The organism is Thalassospira lucentensis MCCC 1A00383 = DSM 14000 (assembly GCF_000421265.1).
GTDB classification, from domain to species: domain Bacteria; phylum Pseudomonadota; class Alphaproteobacteria; order Rhodospirillales; family Thalassospiraceae; genus Thalassospira; species Thalassospira lucentensis.
This window is the reverse complement of sequence record NZ_ATWN01000002.1, coordinates 87,824-110,169: the sequence shown is the minus strand read 5'-3', so window position 1 is coordinate 110,169 and position 22,346 is coordinate 87,824. Positions and strand designations below refer to the sequence as shown.

The following is a 22,346-nucleotide window of genomic DNA, read 5'->3' as shown; positions in this document are numbered from 1 at the left end:
ATGAGACGTGCGGGGTTATTTTCGCTATTCTGGTATTCTTGGTAATTTCATATATTTAACCGCGTGTTGGACCCAATCAAACCATGCATCACGGCGTTCTGTTCGAGCTTTTCCTGATTCTGACGGCGGCGGTGATCGCCGTGCCGCTTGCCCATCGGTTGCGGGCAAATTCCATCATCGGATTTCTGATTGGCGGTTTTTGCATCGGCCCGTTCGGGTTCGGACTGATCAATGAGCGTCAGGACATTGCGACGGTCGCCGAACTTGGCGTTGTGTTTTTGTTGTTCATGATCGGGCTTGAGCTGTCGCGCGAACGTCTGCGCGTGATTGGCGGGCGGTTTGCCGTGCTTGGCCTGTTTCAAATTGGCGTCTCGATGGCGGTGCTGTTTGCCGGGTTGGCCGTCCTTGGCTTTAGCGTGCCCAGTGCGGTGGTGATTGCCGGCGCGCTGGCCTTATCATCGACCGCGATCATTTTAAAACAGCTTTCTGATGACAGGCAGCTCCATACAAAGTTTGGCCGGGCGGCCCTTGCCATTTTGCTGATACAGGATGTGGCGGTTGGCCCGTTCCTGATCATGGTGCAGGCCGCAGGGGATGCTGGAACCGAAACCAGCCCGTGGGTCAGCATTCTGACCGGGATTGGGGCGGTTTGTGTTTTATTGCTGGTCGGGCGCTATTTGTTGCCGCGCCTGTTTCGCTATATCGCGCTTCTTAAGAACCCGGAACTGTTTGCCATTGGCACATTGTTTGTTGTTCTGGCCGCCAGCACGCTCACCGAAGTTGCCGGACTTTCGATGGCGCTTGGCGCGTTTATCGCCGGTGTGATGCTGGCTGAGACCGAATTTCGCCATCAGATCGAGGCCGACATCACCCCGTTTCGCGGTGTTTTCCTGTCGCTATTTTTCATGTCGGTGGGCATGTCGGTCAATGCCGATATTGTGTTTACCCAGTTTGGCACCATTGTCATTTGGCTGATTGCGCTGATTGGGACAAAGACCGCGCTTTTATTCGTTCTGGCATTGATGGCACGCTTTGAAAAAGGGTCGGCGTTGCGTGTTGGCATGAGTTTGGCCGCAGGCGGCGAGTTTGCCTTTGTCATGTTGGCACTGGCGGCACAAAATGGCGCGATTGCCCCCGACCTTGTCGCGGTGATGATCCCGGTGGTGGCGCTTTCGATGGCGCTGACCCCGACATTAATGACCGTCGGGCAACGCATTGAAGAAAAACTTCATCCCAAAGAAGACGACCAACTTGGCCCGATTGAAACCGAAACCGAGGGTTTCCAGCAGCATGTTCTGGTCATCGGGTGCGGACGTGTCGGGCGGGTTTTGGCGAGATTGTTAAAAACCCGCAACATTCCCTATGTGGTTATTGATAGCGACGCCTTGCAGGTTTCACGCGGGCGGGCCGAAGGATTGCCGGTGTATTTTGCCGATGGGTCACGACCGGAAACATTCCGGGCTGCGCACACAGACGAAGCAAAAATTGCGGTCGTTGCCCTGGGGAACCCGCATGCGACCGAAAAAGCCGTTGCCCTGCTCCGTCATTACTATCCGCATTTGAAAATATTTGCCCGCGCACAGGACATTACCCATATCGGGCCACTGTCGCGCAGTGGGGCGGATGCCGCCATTCCAGAGGTGCTTGAAACCGGGTTGCGACTTTCAGATCATGTGTTGGCGGCCTGTGATGTGCCGCAAGAAGAAATTGATGCCGAAATCGCCAAGTTCCGGCGTGCAGACATGTTGCTGATGAATGAGCTGGCACCCCGTACGCAGCGCCGCAAGGCCGAAGCGGCAGGCTCGGCTAAGCCTGCGTCTGGATCTGGCCCCAAGACACCAAAAGCCAAAAAAGACGGCAAATAAACCAAAACCCCCACGCAAAACGCGATGGGGGTTTCTATCTTCAGGTCGCAAAAACAGGTTTGGGTGAACTACGCAGCGGTTTCTGAATCCAGTGCATAGCCCGCTGCACGCACGGTGCGGATGATGTCGCGGGTCCCTTTGACGTCATTAAGCGCCTTACGCAGACGGCGGATATGGACATCAACTGTGCGGGTTTCGACATAAATGTTCGGGCCCCAGACAGCGTTAAGCAGTTGTTCGCGTGAGAAAACCCGGCCCGGATGCTCAAGGAAATAGCGCAGCAAACGGAATTCCGTCGGACCCAGATGGATGGCCTTGCCATTGCGGCTGACACGGTGGGCGGCAAGATCCATTTCGATATCGGAATAGATCAACTGCCCTTGTGGTTGCGCCGGACCGGACCGGCGCAACAGCGCACGAATACGGGCCAGCAATTCACCAATGGCAAACGGTTTGGTGACATAGTCATCAGCCCCGGTATCAAGGCCGCGAATGCGATCGCCTTCTTCACCGCGCGCGGTCACCATGATCACCGGCACATCGCGGCTTTCAGGTTTACGGCGGATCTGACGGCAGACCTCGATCCCCGACATGACCGGCAACATCCAGTCCAGCAGAACCAGATCAACATGGGTTTCGGCCATGATTTTCAACGCTTCGTCACCGTCCCCGGCTTCGACAACCTGCATCCCCTCGCGTTCGAGGTTGTAGCGCAACATGGTCACGATTGCGGCTTCGTCCTCGACGATTAGAACCGTTGGGTCCATCTTCCTATGCTCCAGTGTCACTCATTCGGTTCGACAACAGCAAAGTTTGCTGCATCGTTTTTTGGCCGACCATCTGTCGGCAGGTCTTCGCCTTTGATCCGATAGTAAATCGTCTCGGCGATATTGGTCGCATGGTCGCCAATACGTTCGATGTTTTTGGCAATGAACAGCATGTGCGTCGATGCGGTAATATTGCGCGGGTCTTCCATCATGTAGGTCAGCAATTCGCGGAACAGCGAATTGTACATGTCATCGACTTCCTGATCGCGGGCCCAGACACGCTGTGCCTTTTCCGCATCGCCTTCGATATAGGCGTCGAGAACGTCCTTGATGATTTCCTGTGCCAGACGGGCCATGTTCGGGATGACCTGAACCGGGCGGATCGGCGGGATCTGATTAAGGACCTGAGCGCGCTTGGCGATGTTTTTCGCAAGATCGCCAATCCGTTCCAGATCGTTTGACAGTTTCAATGTCGTTACGACCTGACGCAGGTCGTCTGCCATCGGCTGACGCAGGGCCAGAAGACGGACAGCAAAATCCTGAACTTCCTGTTCAAGTGCATCAATACGGTGATCGGAAATAATGACCTTTTCAGCCAGTTCGGAATCACGTTTGACGATGGATCGGATCGCAGAAATCAGCTGGCTTTCCGCAAGCCCGCCCATCTGCGAGATGATGTTGTTCAGACGGGTCAGTTCCTCGTCGAACGAACTCACGATATGTGTTTTTTCGTCAGCCATTTAAATCACTCTCCTGCGGGCGCTTAACCGAAGCGGCCGGTGATGTAACCCTTGGTGCGTTCGTCTTTGGGGTTGGTGAAAATCTGATCGGTTTCCCCAACTTCAACCAACTTTCCAAGATGGAAGAAAGCCGTGCGTTGCGACACACGTGCAGCCTGCTGCATGGAGTGGGTCACAATCACGATCGTGTAGTTCGAACGCAATTCATCAATCAATTCTTCGACCTTGGCGGTCGCAATCGGATCAAGTGCCGAGCACGGCTCATCCATCAGGATGACTTCCGGGCTGACGGCAACCGCGCGTGCAATGCACAGGCGCTGTTGCTGACCACCGGAAAGTCCGGTTGCCGGCGACTGAAGACGATCTTTGACTTCCTTAAGCAAGCCCGCACGTTCGAGCGAGGTCATGACGATTTGATCAAGCTCATCGCGCGAATTGACCAACCCATGGATCCGCGGGCCATAGGCCACATTGTCATAGATGGTTTTCGGAAACGGGTTTGGCTTCTGAAACACCATCCCGATGCGCGCACGCAACTGAACAACGTCGATGCGTTTGTCATAGATGTCGCGACCATCAAGGGTAACTTCGCCTTTGATGGTAACACCGTCAATCGTATCGTTCATGCGGTTCATGCAGCGCAGGAACGTTGATTTACCACAGCCCGACGGGCCGATCAGAGCGGTGACCTGACGTTCGACGATGTCAAGATTGACATCAAACAGCGCCTGATTGTCGCCATAGGAAAGATTAAGGTCACGTGCCGTCATTTTTGGGCTTGCGACGGACGGCTGTGCCGTCATTGCGCTTTGAGATACAACAGCCATTTTACCACTTCCGTTCAAATTTCTTGCGCAGATACACGGCAAATCCGTTCATCAGAACCAGGAAAGCCAGCAACACCATAATCGCCGCCGAGGTTTTCTCGACAAAGGCACGTTCCGGGCTATCGGCCCAGAGATAGATTTGCACCGGCAGAACCGTTGCCGGGTCCAGCGCCCCGCCCGGGATATCGACAATAAAGGCAACCATGCCAATCATCAAAAGCGGTGCGGTTTCACCAAGAGCCTGCGCCATGCCAATGATCGTCCCGGTCAGGATGCCCGGCATTGCCAATGGCAACACATGATGGGTGACAGTCTGAACCGGGGATGCCCCAAGGCCAAGGGCGGCCTGACGGATCGACGGCGGCACCGCCTTGATCGCGGCACGCGAGGCAATAATAATTGTCGGCAATGTCATCAGCGCCAACGTCAAGCCACCGACAACCGGGGCGGAACGCGGCAGATGCATGACATTGAGATAGACCTCAAGACCAAGCAGACCAAACACAATCGACGGCACGGCTGCAAGGTTGTTGATATTGACTTCAACAATCGTGGTGAAGCGGTTTTTCGGTGCGAATTCTTCCAAATAAACCGCCGCAAACACCCCGATCGGGAAGGAAAGAGCCAAGGTCACCATCAGGGTATAGAGCGAGCCAACAGCCGCCCCCCAGATGCCTGCCAGTTCCGGTTCACGGGAATCGCCATTGGTAAAGAAGCGGGTGTGGAACTGTTTTTCCACCGCACCGTCCGATTTCAAGCTGTCGTACCAGGCGATTTCCTCGTCATTGAGACGACGGCTGCCTTCGTCAACATCGGCACTGATGTAGCCTTTGTTGAGCATGTCAAAATCATCGCCCGAAATCAGCCAGACCTTACGGGTTTGGCCGATCAGGCCGGGGTTTTCCATCACACGTTCGCGCAGGTCATAGGATGCCCCGCCCGAAACAATTGCGTATAGATCCCGTTTTGCCTGACGCGATGTGACGTCGGGGAACCGGTCACGCAGGGCCTGTTTGATCAGGCCGTCAAAGTTGGCCTTGCCGATCACCGCAGGATCACCGGTGCCGTCAGGATCAATCTCGGCGGCGTCAAAGGTCACTTCAAGCTGGACATAGGTCTGGAAAAAGGCGGTGTAGCCTTTTGACCCGATCGACCCGGCCAGAACAAACAATGCCAGAAGCGCAAGCGCGATTGCGCTCAGGCCATACATTTTAAAGCGGCGTTCTGCGGCGTAACGTTTTTTGATGTTACGGGCAATTTTCGGGCTGTCCCAGTCAACCGGCTTGTGCAGATTGTCCGAGATTACCTTGGCCGCGGCTCTATCTTCCATAAGAGATGCCATATCAGTCATATTTCTCGCGATACTTCTGAACAACCTTAAGGGCAAATACGTTCAAGCCCAAGGTGACAAGGAAAAGAACCAGCCCCAACGCAAAGGCCGACAGGGTTTTTGCACTGTCAAACTCCTGATCGCCGACCAGAAGCGTTACGATCTGCACGGTCACAGTTGTCACCGCCTGCAGCGGATTGACCGTCATGTTCGCGGCAAGCCCGGCCGCCATCACCACAATCATGGTTTCACCAATCGCACGCGACACCGCCAGAAGAACCGCACCAACAATACCGGGCAAGGCTGCGGGGAAAATCACGTGACGGATGGTTTCCGATTTTGTCGCACCAAGCCCATATGACCCATCGCGAAGCGATTGTGGCACCTGCGACATCACGTCATCAGACAGCGAGGAGACGAACGGAATGATCATGACGCCCATCACAAGACCGGCAGCAAGCGCACTTTCCGAACTGACATCAAGACCAAGAATCGCGCCATTGTCGCGCAGGAACGGGGCAACAGTCAGGGCAGCAAAGAAGCCATAGACAACCGTCGGAACGCCTGCGAGGATTTCAAGGGCCGGTTTGGCAACCGCACGGAATTTCGAGGAAGCATATTCCCCCATGTAGATGGCTGAAAACAGACCAACCGGCACTGCCACCGCCATCGCAATCAGGGTAATCAGCAACGTCCCGACAAACAGCGGGATGGCGCCAAAGGCCCCGTCCGATGCAACCTGATCTGCACGGATCGCGGTTTGCGGGCTCCATTCAAGGCCGAACAGAAACTCAAGCGGGCTGACTTTGCTAAAGAAATGTATCGCTTCGAACATAAGCGAAAAGACAATTCCCACCGTTGAGAGGATCGCAATCGCCGAACAGGTGATCATGATCCAGCGTGAAATACGCTCAACGTTGTTACGCGCACGCATGTCGGGATCAATCTTGCGATAGGACAGCGCAATCCCGGTCGTGGCAACCGCAAGCATCACAACAACCAGTGCCGCATTGGCAATGGTTTGCAAATTTGCCAGACGCCGCCCGGCGTCAATGATTTCGGGCGAGACGGACAAATGTTGTCCGTTGCCCTCTGCAATCAGTGAAATGCTGTTAAGGGCAAGCGAAAGCTGCCCGGTGTTGCTCGTGATTTCGGCTGGTAGATCCGAGACAATCATCGCTTCGATGATCGACCCCTGAAAAACGTACCAGACAACCACCAGCAACAATGCAGGAAGACCACACCACAAAGCGACATACATGCCGTAATGGGCGGGCAAGGAATGAAGGTTACTGTACCGACCGCCCGAAAGGGCAATCGCCCGCTGACGCCCGAAATAAAAGGACAGCGCACAAAGTGCGGCAACCGCGAGCAACAGGAAAGACAGGGACATTACTTTAAATCCGTTTGCCAGGTGGGCCTGCAGAAATCACATCGAAAGGCCAATAGGACAAAAACAATAAATTAATCAAGCCTGGAAACAAAGAAACCGATGGCGACCCATGCCGCCACCGGTTGAAGTATCACGTTACATGCTCAGCGGCGAAAGATTCATCGCAGCGTTACGAACTGTTTCACGCTCTTTTGCATCCATCGGGATCAGACCACGATCAGCAAGGTAACCTTCGTCACCCCAAGCTTTGTCCGCGGTGAACTCAGCCAGGTATTCTTCGATACCCGGGATGGTGCCGACGTGTGCGTTCTTTACGTAGAAGTAAAGCGAACGCGAAACCGGGTAATCACCAGCAGAGATTGCTTCGAAGGTCGGCGATACGCCATTGATCATCGAACCCTGAAGTTTGTCGCCATTCTGGTCGAGGAAGGAGAAACCAAAGATGCCAAGTGCGTCTTTGTTGGCTTCAAGCTTCTGAACGATCAGGTTGTCGTTTTCGCCAGCTTCAACGTAGGCACCGTCTTCACGAACGCCAGCGCAAACAGCTTTGTGCTGATCAGAGTTGCTCTCTTTCAGAGCAGCAATGGCTGGGAATTCGTCGCAAGCTTCTTCAAGTACCAGCTCGGTGAAAGCATCACGGGTACCGGAGGTCGGCGGCGGGCCGAGAACTTCGATTTTAACGTCCGGCAGGCTCGGATCGATTTCCGACCAAGTGGTGTAGAAGTTATCTACAAGCGACTTGCCGTCTTTGGACGGAACGATTTTAGCAAGAGCAAGGAAGATCTGCTCTTTGGTCAGGTCAAGTTCAGGTGCTTCGTTGGAGTTCGACAGAACAATACCGTCATAGCCAACTTTAACTTCGGTGATTTCCGAAATGCCGTTAGCAGCACATTTTTCAACTTCGGACTTCTTGATGCGACGCGAAGCATTGGTAATGTCGGGATGCTGTTCGCCAACACCGGCACAGAACAGCTTCAGACCACCGCCAGAACCGGTTGATTCAATAACCGGAGTCTTGAAAGAGGTGGTTTTACCGAATTCTTCTGCAACTGCGGTTGCGAAAGGAAAAACGGTGGACGAACCAACGATACGAATCTGGTCACGTGCCTGGGCAGCGCCAGCAAAGGCAACGCTCATCAGCGCCGCAACAGCAAGAGTCTTCTTCATGGTATATTCCCCAATGGTTGTTCCACTTCGGAACGGTGCAACGATCTGCGAGGCGGACTCTAACGCTGGGTGCTTACGGTATTGTGTCGCTTTTATTAAGCTTATGTGACAACGCATTTTGGATGCAAAAATACTGAATTTTATATAATTAAATCAATTGATTAGACTGATCTCGATTTGGATTTTCGCCGCGTTGATTCCACGTTTTCACGCCCCAAGCGAGCCAAACACGGATTTTCGTTACAAAAACTGTAACAGAGCAATCGCAGCCCGATGGTTTTCCATCCCCTGTCGCGGCAACGCGGGCGTTAATTCCGAGCTATGACTTTACATATTGCGCATTCCACGCAAGTCTTGGGGCAGGAAAACATTCTTGCCGCATGGCGTATGCCAGCGCGACACCACAGGAGAAAGACATGAGCAATTCTTCAATCGATGAAATTCAGGAACTGATCCAGAAGGTGTCGGGCGAACTGGGCGACATGTCACAAGCTGCTTCTCATCATATCGATGAATTGCATATGGCCGTGAACAATGTCGCATCCCATGTTCTGGCGATGGAGGCAATCCTCAGCCTGGTCGTCCAGAAAATCGATATCGAGGAGGCGGAGGTGTTGCAGTGGATTCGTGACAAGACCGCCGCATTCGCCGAAGACAGCTCCGAAGGGTCGGCGGCCGAAGGCATCGCGCAAAGTTTGCTGGGTAAAGAATCCTGATACAACCGTGCTTTTAAGCCGGTCAGGCTAATGGCCTGTGGTGACAGCCCCCCTAAAAAGAAAGTCGGCTCCCTGTTAAGGGTGAGCCGACTTTCTTTATGTGTGCATCAGGAAAGACCGAAGCTAGTTGGCACCTTGAAGCGAAGGTGCTTTTAACTTCGACGGTCTTGGGCCACCTGCCGCCCAATCAAGCAACTGGACGGTATGAACGACTTTCAGATCGTCTGTTTCGATCTGGATCATGCAGCCAATATTGCCGGTTGCGACAAGGTCCGGGGTGGTGTTGCGGATATTTGCCCGTTTACGTTCCTGCAACTGACCGGCAATTTCGGGCTGCAGCAGGTTATAAACCCCGGCCGAGCCACAGCACAGGTGCCCTTCGGCAATCTCGGCCACGTCAAATCCGGCCATTTTCAAAAGGTCGCGCGGCGGGCGGGTAATTTTCTGACCATGTTGCATCGAACAGGCGGAATGATAGGCAACCCGCGGATTGCCATGATCGGCCCTGGCAAAGACATCTGCATCAACATCAAGCTCGGCAAGATATTCGGTGATATCACGCGCAAGGGACGAGATCGTTTTGGCCTTTTGGGCATATGCCGGATCATTTGCAAGCATATGGCCATAATCCTTAACCGTCGTGCCACAGCCAGATGCGGTAATCACCACCGCATCAAGTCCGTCACCCGCCAGCTCATTGGTCCATGCATCAATATTGCCCTTGGCCTGATGATGGGATTTTTCTTCCTTGCCCATGTGATGGACAAGTGAGCCGCAACAGCCAGCACCCTTGGCAACCACGACCTCAATCCCAAGGCGGGTGAGGAGACGCACCGTCGCCTCGTTGATTTCGGTTTCAAGAACCTGTTGCGCACATCCGGTCAGGATTGCAACCCGGCCTTTGCGTTTGCCAATGGCCGGGATGATTTGCGGTTTATCCACCCAGCTTGGTGTCGGCAGTGAACGCGCGCCCATCTTGACCATGCCCTTAAGACGGCCGGGCATCAGTTTGGCAAACGGGGCGGCAAATTTTGCGCCGATCATCGACAGACGGAAAAGGGTCGGGCTGGGCACGACAATCGCCAACATTTTACGCAGAAGCTTATCACCCAAGGGCCGGTCATAGGTTTCTTCGATGTGGGCACGGGCATTATCGATCAAGTGCATATAATCGACACCTGACGGACAGGTTGTCGTGCACGACAGGCACGACAAACAGCGATCAAGGTGCTTTACCACCCGGTCGGTCGCCGGTTTGTCGTTTTCGAGCATATCCTTAATCAGATAAATGCGGCCACGCGGGCTATCAAGTTCATCACCAAGGGTGACAAATGTCGGACAGGTCGCCGTGCAGAACCCGCAATGCACGCATTTACGCAAGATCTGTTCGCTTTCGGCGATCATCGGGTTTTCAAGCTGGGCTGCGGTAAAATTGGTTTGCATTACGCGCCCTCCCCGATTGCGCTCGGCGGGGAAAGTCGTCCCGGATTAAGGATACCTTCCGGGTCAAAATTCTGTCTGAGCTTTGCATTGATCCGCCCCAATGCCGGGTTTTCCGGATGGAAAACGGCGATACCTTCGCGCATTTTGGCCGGGGCACGCACAAGAACCGCCTGCCCGTCAGAAGCCCCGGCAATATCGCGCACCTGCTGTGCCATCGCATCTGATCCTGTGATCTGCAGCCAGATCAGGCCACCGGCCCAATCCATCATGACCCGGCCCCCGGTGACATCCATCAAACGTTCGGCGACCGCACCGCCCGACGCGGGCGGAACTGATACCCGCCACAGCATGTTTGGTTTATCTGATGCGCAGACAAACGGCTTAACATCGGCAACAAATTGCCAAAGCCGCTGACTGTAACTTCCGGCCAGCTCATAGGTTTCGCCATACTGCCCAAGTGCGGTGCAAAGCGCCTCGCTCCGCCAGGAGACCGATGGTTTTGGTCCTTCGACCCGCAAGGCCACCAGCCCGCCGCCAAATTCCGAGGCAACCGGAATATCAAGCAATCGCACATCAGCTGATGAAATCCATGCTGCCGCCGATACTTCGTTTTCGCTGCCCATGGCCGCAGTCATGATCGTATTGGCAACCTTGGGGTCGTCGCAAGTGACGAGGATGCTGGCCGATTGTTCATCGCACGGCATGACTTTCAAGTTCACCGTATGCATGACGCCCAATGTGCCAAACGATCCCGACATCAGTTTTGACAAATCAAACCCGGTGACATTTTTCATCACCCGGCCCCCGGATTTAAAATCCTCGGCCCGGCCCGAAACGGCTTCGAACCCCAACAGATGATCGCGCGCCGCCCCGACCTTAATCCGGCGTGATCCAGCCATATTGGTTGCGACAAGGCCACCAATGGTTCCGGCGTCGGGTACAACATCATCGCCCAATAGGGCCGGGAAATTTCCGGGCTCAAAATGGAATTGCTGATTTTTCTCGGCCAAGGCGGCCTTTATTTCGGCCAATGGCGTACCAACACGCGCAGAAATCACCAATTCTTCCGGCTCATAGAACAGAATGCCCGACAGTTTGGAGCAATCGAGAACCGTGTCGGCCAAAACAGCATGGCCAAAGGCGCGCTTGCTGCCTGATCCGATGACCTCAAGCGGGGTCTTGGACCCAAGCGCCCAGCCAACCGCGTCACGCAGTTGATCAGGCGTGGTGGGGGAAAGTACATCCACCATAATATCTCTCTTCCTCTCCTGAGCTGTGCCAATCGGGGTTGCGGGAACCGGTTGGCCAACCTTTGTTTTGTCGTTGGTCTTGTTTTGCCGCGTCTAAAAGCGCGGGATGGTCGGGAATTTGTCGGCAACCGCCTTGGCATGCAGGGTTTTAAGCTCCCCGCAGCCATGCAAGGTCGGGAAGACCTTGCCGGGGTTGAGCAACTGGTCCTCATCGAACGCCATTTTGATGCGTTCCTGATGTTTCATGTCGTCGGCTGTGAACATTTCGCCCATCAGGTCGCGCTTTTCAACGCCGATGCCATGTTCCCCGGATAAAACGCCGCCGACCTCGACACAGAGTTTCAGGATGTCACCGCCAAAGGCCTCTGCGCGTTCAAGGTCACCCGGTTTGTTGGCATCAAACATGATCAGGGGGTGCAAATTGCCGTCACCCGCATGAAACACGTTTGCCACGCCAAGCCCGTGACGCTGCGAGAGAACCTGCATGCCGGCCAAAACCTCGGCCAGACGGACACGCGGGATGGTGCCATCCATACACATATAATCAGGCGAAATCCGGCCAATCGCCGGGAAGGCATTTTTACGCCCCGACCAGAATAACAGGCGTTCTTCCTCTGTCTCGGAAATCCGCGAATAAACCGCACCGAAATCCTTGGCAATATTGCCAACCCGTTCGATCAGATAATCGACCTCGACCTGCGGGCCATCAAGTTCGACCAGAAGCAAGGCTTCGACATCGAGCGGATATCCGGCATGGACAAAATCCTCGGTCGCCTTGATCGCCGGGGCATCCATCATTTCAAGTCCACCGGGAATAATCCCGGCGGCAATAATCGCGGCAACGCATTTTCCGCCTTCTTCTGATGAATTAAAGCCCAGAAGCAAGGCGCGCGCCGTTTCGGGTTTGCGCAAAATGCGTACCGTTACCTCGGTCACAATACCCAGCAACCCTTCGGATCCGGTGATAATGCCCAAAAGGTCGTAGCCGGTCTGGTCAAGCCCCTTACCCCCGACACGAAGGATTTCACCTTCGATCGTAACCATTTCAACGCCAAGCACGTTATTGGTCGTAAGCCCGTATTTAAGCGAATGCACCCCGCCGGAATTTTCGGCAATGTTGCCACCAATCGAACAGGCGATCTGGCTGGACGGGTCAGGCGCGTAATAGAACCCCTTGTGTTCGACCGCGCGCGTGATGCCAAGGTTGGTGACACCGGGCTGCACCACTGCCGCCCGGTTGTCCCAATCGATATCGAGCACGCGGTTGAATTTCATCATACTAATCGTAATCGCATCGGCCATCGGCAAGGCCCCGCCCGAAAGACCGGTGCCCGCACCGCGTGGCACAACGCGGATTTTATGTGTATGACAATATTTCAGGATGGCTGCGACCTGCCCGGTATTTTCGGGCAGGACCACAATCATCGGCAATTGCCGATAGGCCATCAAACCATCGCATTCATAGGGCCTGAGCTGATCCTCATCGACAATCACACCACCGGGCGAGGGAATAACATCCTTCATGGCGGCAATGATATCCTTGCGACGAGCAAGCGTGTGTTGATCAGGCTCAGGCATCCTAAGCATCGGTGGTTTACTCCGTTAGTTCGATCAGCAAGTCCTTGCTGTCGACCTGTGTACCGGCAGGCGCGTGGATGGTTACCACCGTGCCGTCCTTTTCCGCGTGAACTGCGGTTTCCATTTTCATGGCTTCGAGCGAGCACATCACATCACCGGCCTTGACCTTCTGGCCTTCGGCGACATGCACCTCGACCACAAGTCCCGGCATCGGGGCTGCGATGTGAAGTTTGTTGCCGTCTTCGGCCTTGGGTCGAACCTTGCCCGTGGCGGCAAGGGTCTTGTCGGCGACCTTGACCGTTCGGGGTTGACCGTTGAGTTCGAAGAACACTGTGCGTTGACCTTCGTCGTCACCGCCCTCGGACGTTGTCAGATAGCGAATGACAAGCGTCTTGCCCTTTTCCAGATCAACCGAGATTTCATCGTTCTGGTTCATCCCATAGAAAAAGACCGGGGTTGGCAGCACCGACACATCGGCGTTGTGGCTGCGGTGTTCGGCGTAATCAAGGAACACCTTGGGATACATCACATAGGATGCAACCTCCGCATCGCTGATGTTGCGATGGGTTTTCTTTTCGATCTCCTTGCGGGTCGCTTCGAAATCAATCGGTGGCAAAGACTTGCCCGGACGATCCGAAAGGGCTTCGCCGCCTTTGAGCACCTTGCGCTGCAAGGCGGGCGGGAAGCCGCCGACCGGCTGACCGATTTCACCGCGGAAGAAGGAAATCACGCTATCGGGGAATGTAATGTCCTTTTTCGGATCAAGAACGTCTTCCTCGCTTAAGCCCGATGTCACCATCATCAACGCCATATCGCCGACGACCTTGGAGCTTGGCGTGACCTTAACAACATCGCCAAACATCTTGTTGACCGCCGCATAGGCCTTGGAAACTTCGGGCCAGCGATCATCAAGGCCCAGGGCACGTGCCTGTTGGCGCAGGTTGGTGTATTGGCCACCCGGCATTTCATGGACATAGACGTCCGACGTGCCGCTTCGAATGTCACTTTCAAATCCGGCGTAGTAGCGACGGATTTGTTCCCAATAGGTCGAAACTTCCTTGAGCGCCTCGGTATTGAGGCCCGGATCACGGGGCTGACCAATATAGTTGTTGGCGATGGAGCCAAGGTTGGGCTGGGACGTCAGACCCGACATCGAATCCATGGCGGCATCAACCGCATCGACCCCGGCATCAATGGCGGCAATCACGGTGGCGGCTGAAATACCGCTGGTGTCATGGGTGTGAAAATGGATCGGGATATTGACCGTGTCTTTAAGTGCTTTGACCAGTTCGGTCGCCGCGGCCGGACGCAGCACACCGGCCATGTCCTTAAGCCCCAGAATATGGGCACCGGATTTCTCCAGCTCGCGCGCCATACTGACATAGTAATCAAGGTTATATTTCGGGCGGCTTTTGTCGTAGATGTCACCCGTGTAACAAATGGTCGCTTCGCAGAGTTTATCGGTTTTAAGCACCGATTCCATCGCGACCTTCATGTTTTCAACCCAGTTCAGGCTGTCAAACACCCGGAAGACATCCATGCCGTGGTCTGCGGCCTGCTTAACGAAATAATCCACCGCATTATCGGGATAGTTCGTATAGCCGACCGCGTTTGAGGCACGCAAAAGCATTTGTGTGAGGATATTGGGCACCCGTTCACGCAGCTTGACCAGACGGTCCCACGGATCTTCGTTGAGGAACCGCATGGCAACATCAAACGTCGCCCCGCCCCAACATTCGAGCGAAAATAGTTCAGGCAGGCCATGCGCATAATAGGGTGCGATTGCCAGCATGTCATAGGTCCGCATGCGGGTCGCCAACAGTGACTGATGGGCATCACGCATGGTGGTATCGGTGATCAGGACGCGGTCCTGATCCTTCATCCAGCGGGAGAAACCTTCTGGTCCCAATTGATCAAGTTTTTGCTTCGTGCCGGGACGAATTTCATCCAGATCAATTGATTTTGGCATCACCGGATCATGCAGATTGGTCGGGACAACGCGGCCTTCGACCTCTGGATTGCCATTGACCGCGACTTCGCCGATGAAACGCAGAAGACGCGTTGCACGGTCGCGACGGCGCACGAATTTAAACAGGTCGGGCGTTTCATCAATGAAGCGCGTGGTATATTCACCAGCCCGGAATTTCGGGTGATTGATCAGGTTTTCAAGGAACGCCAGATTGGTCGCAACACCGCGAATACGGAATTCACGCAATGCGCGGTCCATACGGTCCACAGCTTCCCGCGGGGTACTGCCCCATGCGGTGACTTTTTCAAGCATGCTGTCATAGAACGGCGTAATCACCGCACCGGAATAGGCCGTGCCACCATCCAGACGAATACCAAAGCCGTTAGCACCGCGATACACCTTGATGATCCCGTAATCGGGGACAAAGTTGTTTTCGGGGTTTTCGGTGGTGATGCGGCACTGAAGCGCATGATCACGCAGCTTGATTTTATCCTGCCACGGAATGCCGGTTTCCGATGGGAAGCCGATCCGACCGCCTTGCGCAATCAGGATTTGCGCCTTTACCAGATCAAAGCCGGTGACACATTCGGTCACGGTGTGTTCGACCTGAATGCGGGGATTGACCTCGATAAAATAGAATTTGGATGTATCGACATCCATCAGGAATTCGACCGTGCCGGCATTTACATAGTTGGCGGCCTTGCCCAACCGGATGGCAGCATCACAGATTTCCTTGCGCTGCGCGTCATCCAGATATGGTGCCGGCGCGCGTTCGACGACTTTTTGATTGCGGCGCTGCACCGAACAATCACGTTCATACAGATGAACAAGTGTGCCGTGGTTATCGCCCAGAAGCTGCACCTCAACATGGCGGGCCCGGCGGATCAGTTTTTCAAAATACACCTCGCCATTGCCAAAGGCGGCCTCGGCCTCGCGCCGGGCACCGAGCACCTGATTGGACAGATCCTTGCCATTTTCAATGACGCGCATACCGCGTCCACCGCCGCCCCAGCTTGCCTTGAGCATCAGCGGGTAGCCGAGTTTTTCGGCAATCTTGCTGACTTCGGCCATGTCTTCGGGCAAGGCCGCGGATGCAGGCATTACCGGCACATCGGCGGTTTCGGCCAGATTACGCGCCGATACCTTGTTGCCCAGAAGGCGCATCACATCAGAATCAGGGCCGATAAACTGAATGCCGGCCTCGGCACAGGCATCAGCGAATTCGGGGTTTTCCGACAGGAAACCATAGCCCGGATGGATGGCATCAACATCGGCATCGCGCGCAACGCGCAGGATATCCTCGATATCGAGATAGGCGCGAATGGGCTTGTTGCCCTTGCCCACGGTATAGCTTTCATCCGCCTTGAAACGGTGAAGGGCAAAACGGTCTTCGTCGGAAAAAATCGCAACCGTACGAATACCAAGTTCGTTTGCAGCGCGCAAAACACGAATGGCGATTTCGCCGCGATTGGCGACGAGAAGTTTACGGATACGTTTTGGTGCTGAACGGTTCATATACACCGGGCTCCTACCAGATTTTTATGGCAGGAACGGCCTGTGCGCGCCTGCCAAAACCAAGTGAACGCCACGATATGGTCCCGGAATGCGTTGCGGTGCGGGATGCCTGCAACGCCAGACCTAATGTGGCGGATCAGGATGCGTGCACCGATAAAACGCGTGCAGTGCATCCAAAGTTTTTGGCGCCCGGTGGGCAGGCGACGTTTATGATATATGCGCATTGCCCACCCCCTGTCAAAGCTTGATCCGTGAAATTGGTAATACCAATTTTGATAAATACAGGCCAGCAGGTTTTCACCATGTGGAAAATGCGCTGTAGTCCGCGCATATCCTCATAGTTGAGAACCCGTGATCTTGCAGGGACTTTTGTAACAAATATGCTATTGTCCGACCTTCGAAACCTTCCCCGCTGCCAAAACGGTCACGCCCATGCCGAAGCTTAATCTTCGACTAAAGTTTCTTTTGCTGTCCATTCTGCCGCTTGTCCTGGCCGCCAGTGCGATTTCATGGCTGGTGTTTGCCCAGGCCGAACGACTGGCCGAAGCCGAAATCAGGACGTTTGAGCGCAACATCCTCAAAGCCCGCAAAGACGAGCTTAAAAGCTATCTTGAGCTGGCCTTAGCATCGATTGACCATATCTATTCGGTGGCAAGCCCGCTTGATGCGGTATCCAAGGAACGGGTCAAGGCGATCATTGAAGATCTGTCTTATGGCGAGGACGGCTATTTCTTTATTTATGACCGCGATGGCACCGCCCTTGTCGATCCGCCGCAACCCTGGCGGCTGGGTCGGACGTACTGGAACTTGCGTGATATCAACGGCAATTCGGTCATTCAGGGATTGATTTTCAATGCCGAAAAGGGTGGCGACTTCATGCGCCACGTTTGGGAAAAGCCATCGACAGGCGAACCGACGGAAAAAATATCCTACTCGCTGATGCTTGAAAAATGGGGCTGGATGATCGGCACGGGAATTTATATCGACGATATTTCCGAACAGGTCGCCGAAATTGAATCCGAGGTTTCCACCCACATTCGCGAAACCACCATTTCCATCATCGGGGTTACCATCCTTGCGGTGTTGCTGGTCGGCATATCGGGCACGGTTGTCACCCTTTCAGAACGCAAACTGGCCGATTCCAAGCTTAAGGAACTGACCCACCGGGTTGTTGATGTTCAGGAACAGGAACGCCTGCGCGTTTCACGTGAGTTGCATGACGGGATCAGCCAAATTCTGGTGTCGGTGAAATATTCGGTCGAAACCGCAATTGCGCGCATTGGGTCCCAATCAAGCCCGGCGGTCGAACCAATGGAAAAGGCGGCCAAGCGCCTTCAGGATGCCATTCACGAAGTGCGGCGTATATCACGTGACTTGCGCCCGGCTGTTTTGGATGACCTTGGCCTGAAACCCGCGATTGAAAGCATGTGTGCCGAACTTCAAGACCGGTCGGGCATGCGGATTGAAGTCAAATGCGACACCATCGATAATCAACTCGACATCGCCAAGAAAACCACGCTGTACCGTGTTTTGCAGGAAACGCTTACCAACATTGTCCGCCACGCCGATGCAACGGTTGTGACAATTTCGATCAAGCGTGAGGGCCAAAGCGTTGTGATGCGGATTGGCGATAACGGGGTCGGGTTTGAGACCAACCGATATATCCGCAACCGCGACCCGCGGGCTGGCATTGGTTTGCGTAACATGCGCGAACGCATGGAATTTCATGGTGGCGGGCTCAGCGTGCGTTCTGAAGTCGATGACGGCACAAGGATAACTGCATTTATTCCGGCAAGTGCGCATAATGAGCTACCCGACAAGACAATCAGCAGTTAATCTTATAATTACTTCGCCAGAACACCTCAGCGACAGGAAGCAAGTTTCGACCGATGAACAATGCCAACCTTACCTATTCAGCCAACCGTCCGATGCGCGTTCTTTTGTGCGATGACCACGCGCTTGTCATGGATGGCATCCGGTCGCGACTGGAATGCTTTGAGCATATCAACATCGTTGGCGAAGCAAGCAACGGTGTCGAGGCGCTAGCACTGGCACGTGAACTGCAACCCGACATCGTTTTGATGGACATTTCGATGCCGGTGATGAACGGTCTGGAAGCCGCCGAAAAGTTCCGTGAAACCATGCCGGACACCAAGGTCGTCATTCTATCGATGCACGAAAATCCGGAATATCTGCGCACAGCACAGGAAGCCGGAGCACGGGGCTTTATCCTTAAAGACGTGTCGTCAAACGACATGGTGCGCGCGATTGAAACCATCGCCAATGGTGGGGAAGCCTATAGTTCGACCTTTGAACGGATCACGTCGGGCGAAGGCAGTAACAGCGATGGCGTGCCGTTAACAACCCGCGAACGTACGGTTTTGCGGCTTCTGGCGAAGGGTGCGAGCAACAAGCATGTCGCGCGTGAACTTGATATCAGCGTGCGTACGGTTGAAACCCACCGCCGGAACATCAAACGCAAACTTGATATCGACAGTTCTGCCGGGTTGGTCCGCTATGCGATTGAAAAAGGTCTGGTGACGCTCGAAGGTTGAGCCTAGCGTGCTGCGCGGGGCAGAACCGTATCGAATGCCGAATTCGGTCCGCATGCCCGTGACAGTTTGTCATATTGTTCGGGGGTATCGATGCGTTTGTGATCTTCGCGGCGGCTACGATCAATATCGTTAAGGCGCCGTTTGAATTCACGGCCATATTCCGACAGCAACCTTTTGATCGACCGTGCGACATTTTCACCCGACATCGGCGGCATTGCGGCAACCGTGCGGGTGATATCGCCCACCATGTCGTCAAGAGAGGCCTGAATGTCGGCTTCCATCCCCTGATTGATTTTAACGTGTTCGCCTTCGTGGGCGTAAACGACATTATATTCGCAGCTTCCGCGTTCAAGTTCGGACGCGACATAGACAAGATGTTTGACGACCTCGACCCGCGGATTAACCGTTACAGGGGTTAAGCAATACCGCCCAAAGCGGGCTTCGCGGGGTTCAAGACGCATGTTAAACGACGCGCGCATTTCATATTCGGTGAGCCCCGTCACAAGATAGCGCGGACTGCCGCCTGCCCGACTGTTGAGCCAGCGCACGGAGCGATGCCGGTCCAGCATCGGGTCCATCTGAATAAACTCAAGGGTCGTTGACGGCGTCTGCACCGGCCCGCAGCCATTGGTTTGGGCGACCGTGCTTTTGGGAAGAGCCAAAAGTGCAAACATCACACTTGCCACGACCAATACGGCAAGCACGTTCAGTCGGTTATGTTGCCCAAAAGCCGGCAAATGGCTTCTCCCGTTTCACTTATTTTAGGGGAAGGCCCCATTGTGCCAATCATATCTTCCTATCAGACATGGCTGACCCGATCCGCACACTCAACACACAATGGCGTGGTCGGGTCAAATTCCAGACGTTTGAGTTCAATATCGTCGCCGCAGTTATGACAATGGCCGTATTGATCCTGATCCATCCGGGTCAGTGTTTTTTCAATCCGGGTCAGTTCGGCAGCGCGACGGCGTTCCTGTTCAAGATGCATTTGCTGATTTTGTAGTGCATCCATACGTGACAGACGCCCGACCGCCTGTTGATCAAGCTCGACGGGCTTACGGTAATCTTCTGAATGGCTGGAATGTGCCAACAGCTCTGCGCGTCGGGTTTCAAGCCGTGTGCGCAGTTCAGCAAGATCAATGTCTTTACGATCTGTCATCGCGAACCTCGTAATGTGTTGTTGTTCTTCTTTTCTTATATGGGGTGGGTCATCGGTCTTTCGCCAACCCCTTTGTGCAGATTTAAAGTCGCGACCGGGGGGCACACATATTCAGGTGCAATTTCCGCAGGCATCGACAAGCTTTTCCAATGCGGCCTTGGCTTCGGCATCATCCAGGCCTTCGGATTTGATTTTCTTCTGGATTTTGCAACAAAGCGCGGGTCCATCGGCAAACGATTTGTCCGTCCAGAATGGCTTGGTTGTTGCAAAATATCCCGCCTGATCAAGGAATGAGACACCGTAATAATAGGCCGCCCCGACGGAATTATAGAAGGTCGGATCATCAATGAAACCGCCATCTGGCGTCATGGATTTGGTCAGACACCAGTCAAGAATCAGACCGATGTCATCTGATGCCGCCTTTTGCGATGCGTCATCGACCTGAGACCAGCCAAGATCAAAGATTTTCGTCACATCGTAATTGTTGTGATTGTTGAAATCATCGTTGTGCTTCCAGCCAAAAGGATAAGCCTGATCGCGGATCGCAAGCGTGGTTGCAAAAATCTCCACCCATAAATCGACCTTGCCGTGCTGGTAGGAAATATTATGGAACGTCAGGCTGAGGTCGGGGCTTTTCAACACACCATCCGACGCAGTTGCGAACCATCCGCCCCAATAGCCACTTTGCCCATCCTGCCAGTCATCGAGCCATTTTTTATAGGCCGCGACATAGTCATCACTAAGGTCAAAACCCTTCACATGGGTTTGGAAATAATCGCGAATTTCGCTTTTGAAACACATCTGCGACAAGGTTGCGGTGACAGCCCCCAAGGCATCACGACGATCCAGCCCATCGGCAAAGATGTGTGACGTTTTCTGGCTTTCCAGCCACGCGACCATCTTTTGCGGTGTCGCAATCGGGGCGAGGAACAGAAACGGATATTGCGGTGCTTGCTCCTGATCGGCCAACGTATTGACCGCATCAATCATCGCATCAACCTTGAGGAACCATTGATCATAGCAAGGCCCCCAGGAACCATCGATTGCGACCTGCTGACTGGCCCAATCCTGATCAGGGTTATCAAGGGATTTTTCAAATGCCGCCAGTTTCCCCGCCAGCATTTTCCAGTCGGCGGTATAGGACAGCAACCATTTGCATTCGATCATTTGCTGATCGGATGCGGCCATGCTGTTTCCGGTTTTCTGGATCGCAATCAGCTTGTTCTGAAGCGGAGCAAGCTGTGCTTCAAATGTCGCCTGTTGCGACAGGTAGTTGGCATCAAACGCACAAAACTGATCTGAAATAAGTTGCTCGAAGTTGGTCATTCATCCCCCCCTTGGCACCGTTGCACGATCCCCATCCATCACATAAACGAATAGGGATCACGGTTGCTAAGGGATCAGAATGTCAAAGCCGTTGATAAATCCCAAGAAGTATCGAAAACAAACACGCTGTATTGAGCAGTCAAGGCCAAACACCAACAGGCTTTTATTCCTGCATCAGCCAGTTTCGGATCACACGAAGCGCCTGATCAGGGTCTGTATCCACCAGTTTTCCAGCAACATTGGCTTTCCTGCGATCAATACGTCCTTCAACCCCGGCGACGGTAAAACCATCGTCTTCGACGGTCGATGGCACCGACTGTACCGGAGTCACCGATGACGTATTGCGCAACCGGTCCTTTAAGACCAGGTCTGTACCGGGTTCATATTTTGGGATTGGCGCAGCAGGTTTTGGCCCATCCATAAATGAACCTGTTGAAGTATTATTATCCTGCTCTTTCGACGGTGCCATGAACCTGATATTCTCCGTTGAGCTTGCACAATAGCACACTATGCGACTCGTTTCCTGCTTGACGGATCCAATACATGTTACTTGCCGTTTACCCGCAATTTTACTAATTTAGGCGCCATTAAACTTTAGTTTAACATCCTATTTATGGCGCAGCGCCACATGAGCGCAGCGAAAAGTTGCAAATAAACTCATCCTGCTTTAGCGCATCTTTTAAGGTGTCCCGTCACCACCAGTTTCTGTGGCTTTAACAGCCTGTTGCGTGAAGCCACCGCCGAAG

The 22,346-nt window shown here is 54.0% G+C and carries 18 protein-coding genes; 4 read left to right on the top strand and 14 right to left on the bottom strand.

Features of this window, described 5'->3' with window-relative positions:
* Positions 1-83: 83 nt before the first annotated feature.
* A complete protein-coding gene (locus K355_RS23115; protein WP_022730939.1) occupies positions 84-1,865 on the top strand; it encodes a cation:proton antiporter domain-containing protein in 1,782 nt (593 codons plus the stop codon).
* A 68-nt stretch (positions 1,866-1,933) separates the two neighbouring features.
* On the opposite strand, the gene phoB is transcribed toward K355_RS23115, so the two are convergent.
* From phoB to K355_RS0104580, 6 genes are all read right to left on the bottom strand, one after another.
* A complete protein-coding gene (gene phoB / locus K355_RS0104605; RefSeq protein ID WP_022730938.1) occupies positions 1,934-2,632 on the bottom strand; it encodes a phosphate regulon transcriptional regulator PhoB in 699 nt (232 codons plus the stop codon).
* A gap of 17 nt (positions 2,633-2,649) precedes the next feature.
* The gene (gene phoU, locus K355_RS0104600; protein ID WP_022730937.1) at positions 2,650-3,372 is read right to left on the bottom strand and encodes a phosphate signaling complex protein PhoU; all 723 of its coding nucleotides are present in this window, start codon (positions 3,370-3,372) and stop codon (positions 2,650-2,652) included.
* 23 nt (positions 3,373-3,395) lie between these two features.
* Positions 3,396-4,199: a phosphate ABC transporter ATP-binding protein PstB gene (gene pstB / locus K355_RS0104595; protein ID WP_028791331.1), complete on the bottom strand. Its 804-nt coding sequence runs from the start codon at positions 4,197-4,199 to the stop codon at positions 3,396-3,398.
* A 1-nt stretch (position 4,200) separates the two neighbouring features.
* Positions 4,201-5,550: a phosphate ABC transporter permease PstA gene (pstA, locus tag K355_RS0104590; RefSeq protein ID WP_022730935.1), complete on the bottom strand. Its 1,350-nt coding sequence runs from the start codon at positions 5,548-5,550 to the stop codon at positions 4,201-4,203.
* A complete protein-coding gene (gene pstC, locus K355_RS0104585; RefSeq protein WP_022730934.1) occupies positions 5,543-6,922 on the bottom strand; it encodes a phosphate ABC transporter permease subunit PstC in 1,380 nt (459 codons plus the stop codon). The genes pstA and pstC overlap by 8 nt, the downstream gene beginning before the upstream one ends.
* Before the next feature lie 135 nt (positions 6,923-7,057).
* The gene (locus tag K355_RS0104580; protein WP_022730933.1) at positions 7,058-8,089 is read right to left on the bottom strand and encodes a PstS family phosphate ABC transporter substrate-binding protein; all 1,032 of its coding nucleotides are present in this window, start codon (positions 8,087-8,089) and stop codon (positions 7,058-7,060) included.
* Between the two features lie 416 nt (positions 8,090-8,505).
* On the opposite strand from K355_RS0104580, the gene K355_RS0104575 reads away from it, so the two are divergent.
* Positions 8,506-8,805, top strand: coding sequence for a hypothetical protein (locus K355_RS0104575; RefSeq protein WP_022730932.1), 300 nt, complete (start codon positions 8,506-8,508; stop codon positions 8,803-8,805).
* Between the two features lie 123 nt (positions 8,806-8,928).
* On the opposite strand, the gene glcF is transcribed toward K355_RS0104575, so the two are convergent.
* The 4 genes from glcF to pyc all read right to left on the bottom strand — a co-directional run bounded on the left by glcF (position 8,929) and on the right by pyc (position 16,560).
* Entirely contained in the window at positions 8,929-10,248 is a 1,320-nt protein-coding gene (glcF, locus tag K355_RS0104570; RefSeq protein ID WP_022730931.1) for a glycolate oxidase subunit GlcF, read from the bottom strand.
* Positions 10,248-11,498 (bottom strand): glycolate oxidase subunit GlcE, encoded by a 1,251-nt coding sequence (glcE, locus tag K355_RS0104565; protein WP_022730930.1) that lies wholly within the window; start codon positions 11,496-11,498, stop codon positions 10,248-10,250. The genes glcF and glcE overlap by 1 nt, the downstream gene beginning before the upstream one ends.
* A gap of 93 nt (positions 11,499-11,591) precedes the next feature.
* Positions 11,592-13,076 carry an FAD-linked oxidase C-terminal domain-containing protein gene (locus tag K355_RS0104560; RefSeq protein ID WP_022730929.1) on the bottom strand — a complete coding sequence of 495 codons (1,485 nt, stop codon included), beginning with the start codon at positions 13,074-13,076 and terminating at the stop codon, positions 11,592-11,594.
* Positions 13,077-13,092: 16 nt separating this feature from the next.
* On the bottom strand, positions 13,093-16,560 hold the full coding sequence (pyc, locus tag K355_RS0104555; protein WP_022730928.1) for a pyruvate carboxylase: 3,468 nt from the start codon (positions 16,558-16,560) through the stop codon (positions 13,093-13,095).
* Between the two features lie 432 nt (positions 16,561-16,992).
* On the opposite strand from pyc, the gene K355_RS0104545 reads away from it, so the two are divergent.
* Together K355_RS0104545 and K355_RS0104540 are read left to right on the top strand one after the other, a co-directional pair.
* The gene (locus tag K355_RS0104545) at positions 16,993-18,396 is read left to right on the top strand and encodes a cache domain-containing protein (protein WP_022730926.1); all 1,404 of its coding nucleotides are present in this window, start codon (positions 16,993-16,995) and stop codon (positions 18,394-18,396) included.
* A gap of 53 nt (positions 18,397-18,449) precedes the next feature.
* Positions 18,450-19,115: a response regulator transcription factor gene (locus tag K355_RS0104540; RefSeq protein ID WP_022730925.1), complete on the top strand. Its 666-nt coding sequence runs from the start codon at positions 18,450-18,452 to the stop codon at positions 19,113-19,115.
* A gap of 2 nt (positions 19,116-19,117) precedes the next feature.
* On the opposite strand, the gene K355_RS0104535 is transcribed toward K355_RS0104540, so the two are convergent.
* From K355_RS0104535 to K355_RS0104520, 4 genes are all read right to left on the bottom strand, one after another.
* Positions 19,118-19,852: a hypothetical protein gene (locus tag K355_RS0104535; RefSeq protein WP_022730924.1), complete on the bottom strand. Its 735-nt coding sequence runs from the start codon at positions 19,850-19,852 to the stop codon at positions 19,118-19,120.
* A gap of 62 nt (positions 19,853-19,914) precedes the next feature.
* Positions 19,915-20,274: a TraR/DksA family transcriptional regulator gene (locus K355_RS0104530; protein ID WP_022730923.1), complete on the bottom strand. Its 360-nt coding sequence runs from the start codon at positions 20,272-20,274 to the stop codon at positions 19,915-19,917.
* A gap of 111 nt (positions 20,275-20,385) precedes the next feature.
* Positions 20,386-21,600: a hypothetical protein gene (locus K355_RS0104525; RefSeq protein WP_022730922.1), complete on the bottom strand. Its 1,215-nt coding sequence runs from the start codon at positions 21,598-21,600 to the stop codon at positions 20,386-20,388.
* A gap of 163 nt (positions 21,601-21,763) precedes the next feature.
* Positions 21,764-22,069 carry a hypothetical protein gene (locus K355_RS0104520; protein ID WP_028791327.1) on the bottom strand — a complete coding sequence of 102 codons (306 nt, stop codon included), beginning with the start codon at positions 22,067-22,069 and terminating at the stop codon, positions 21,764-21,766.
* Between the last annotated feature and the right edge of the window lie 277 nt (positions 22,070-22,346).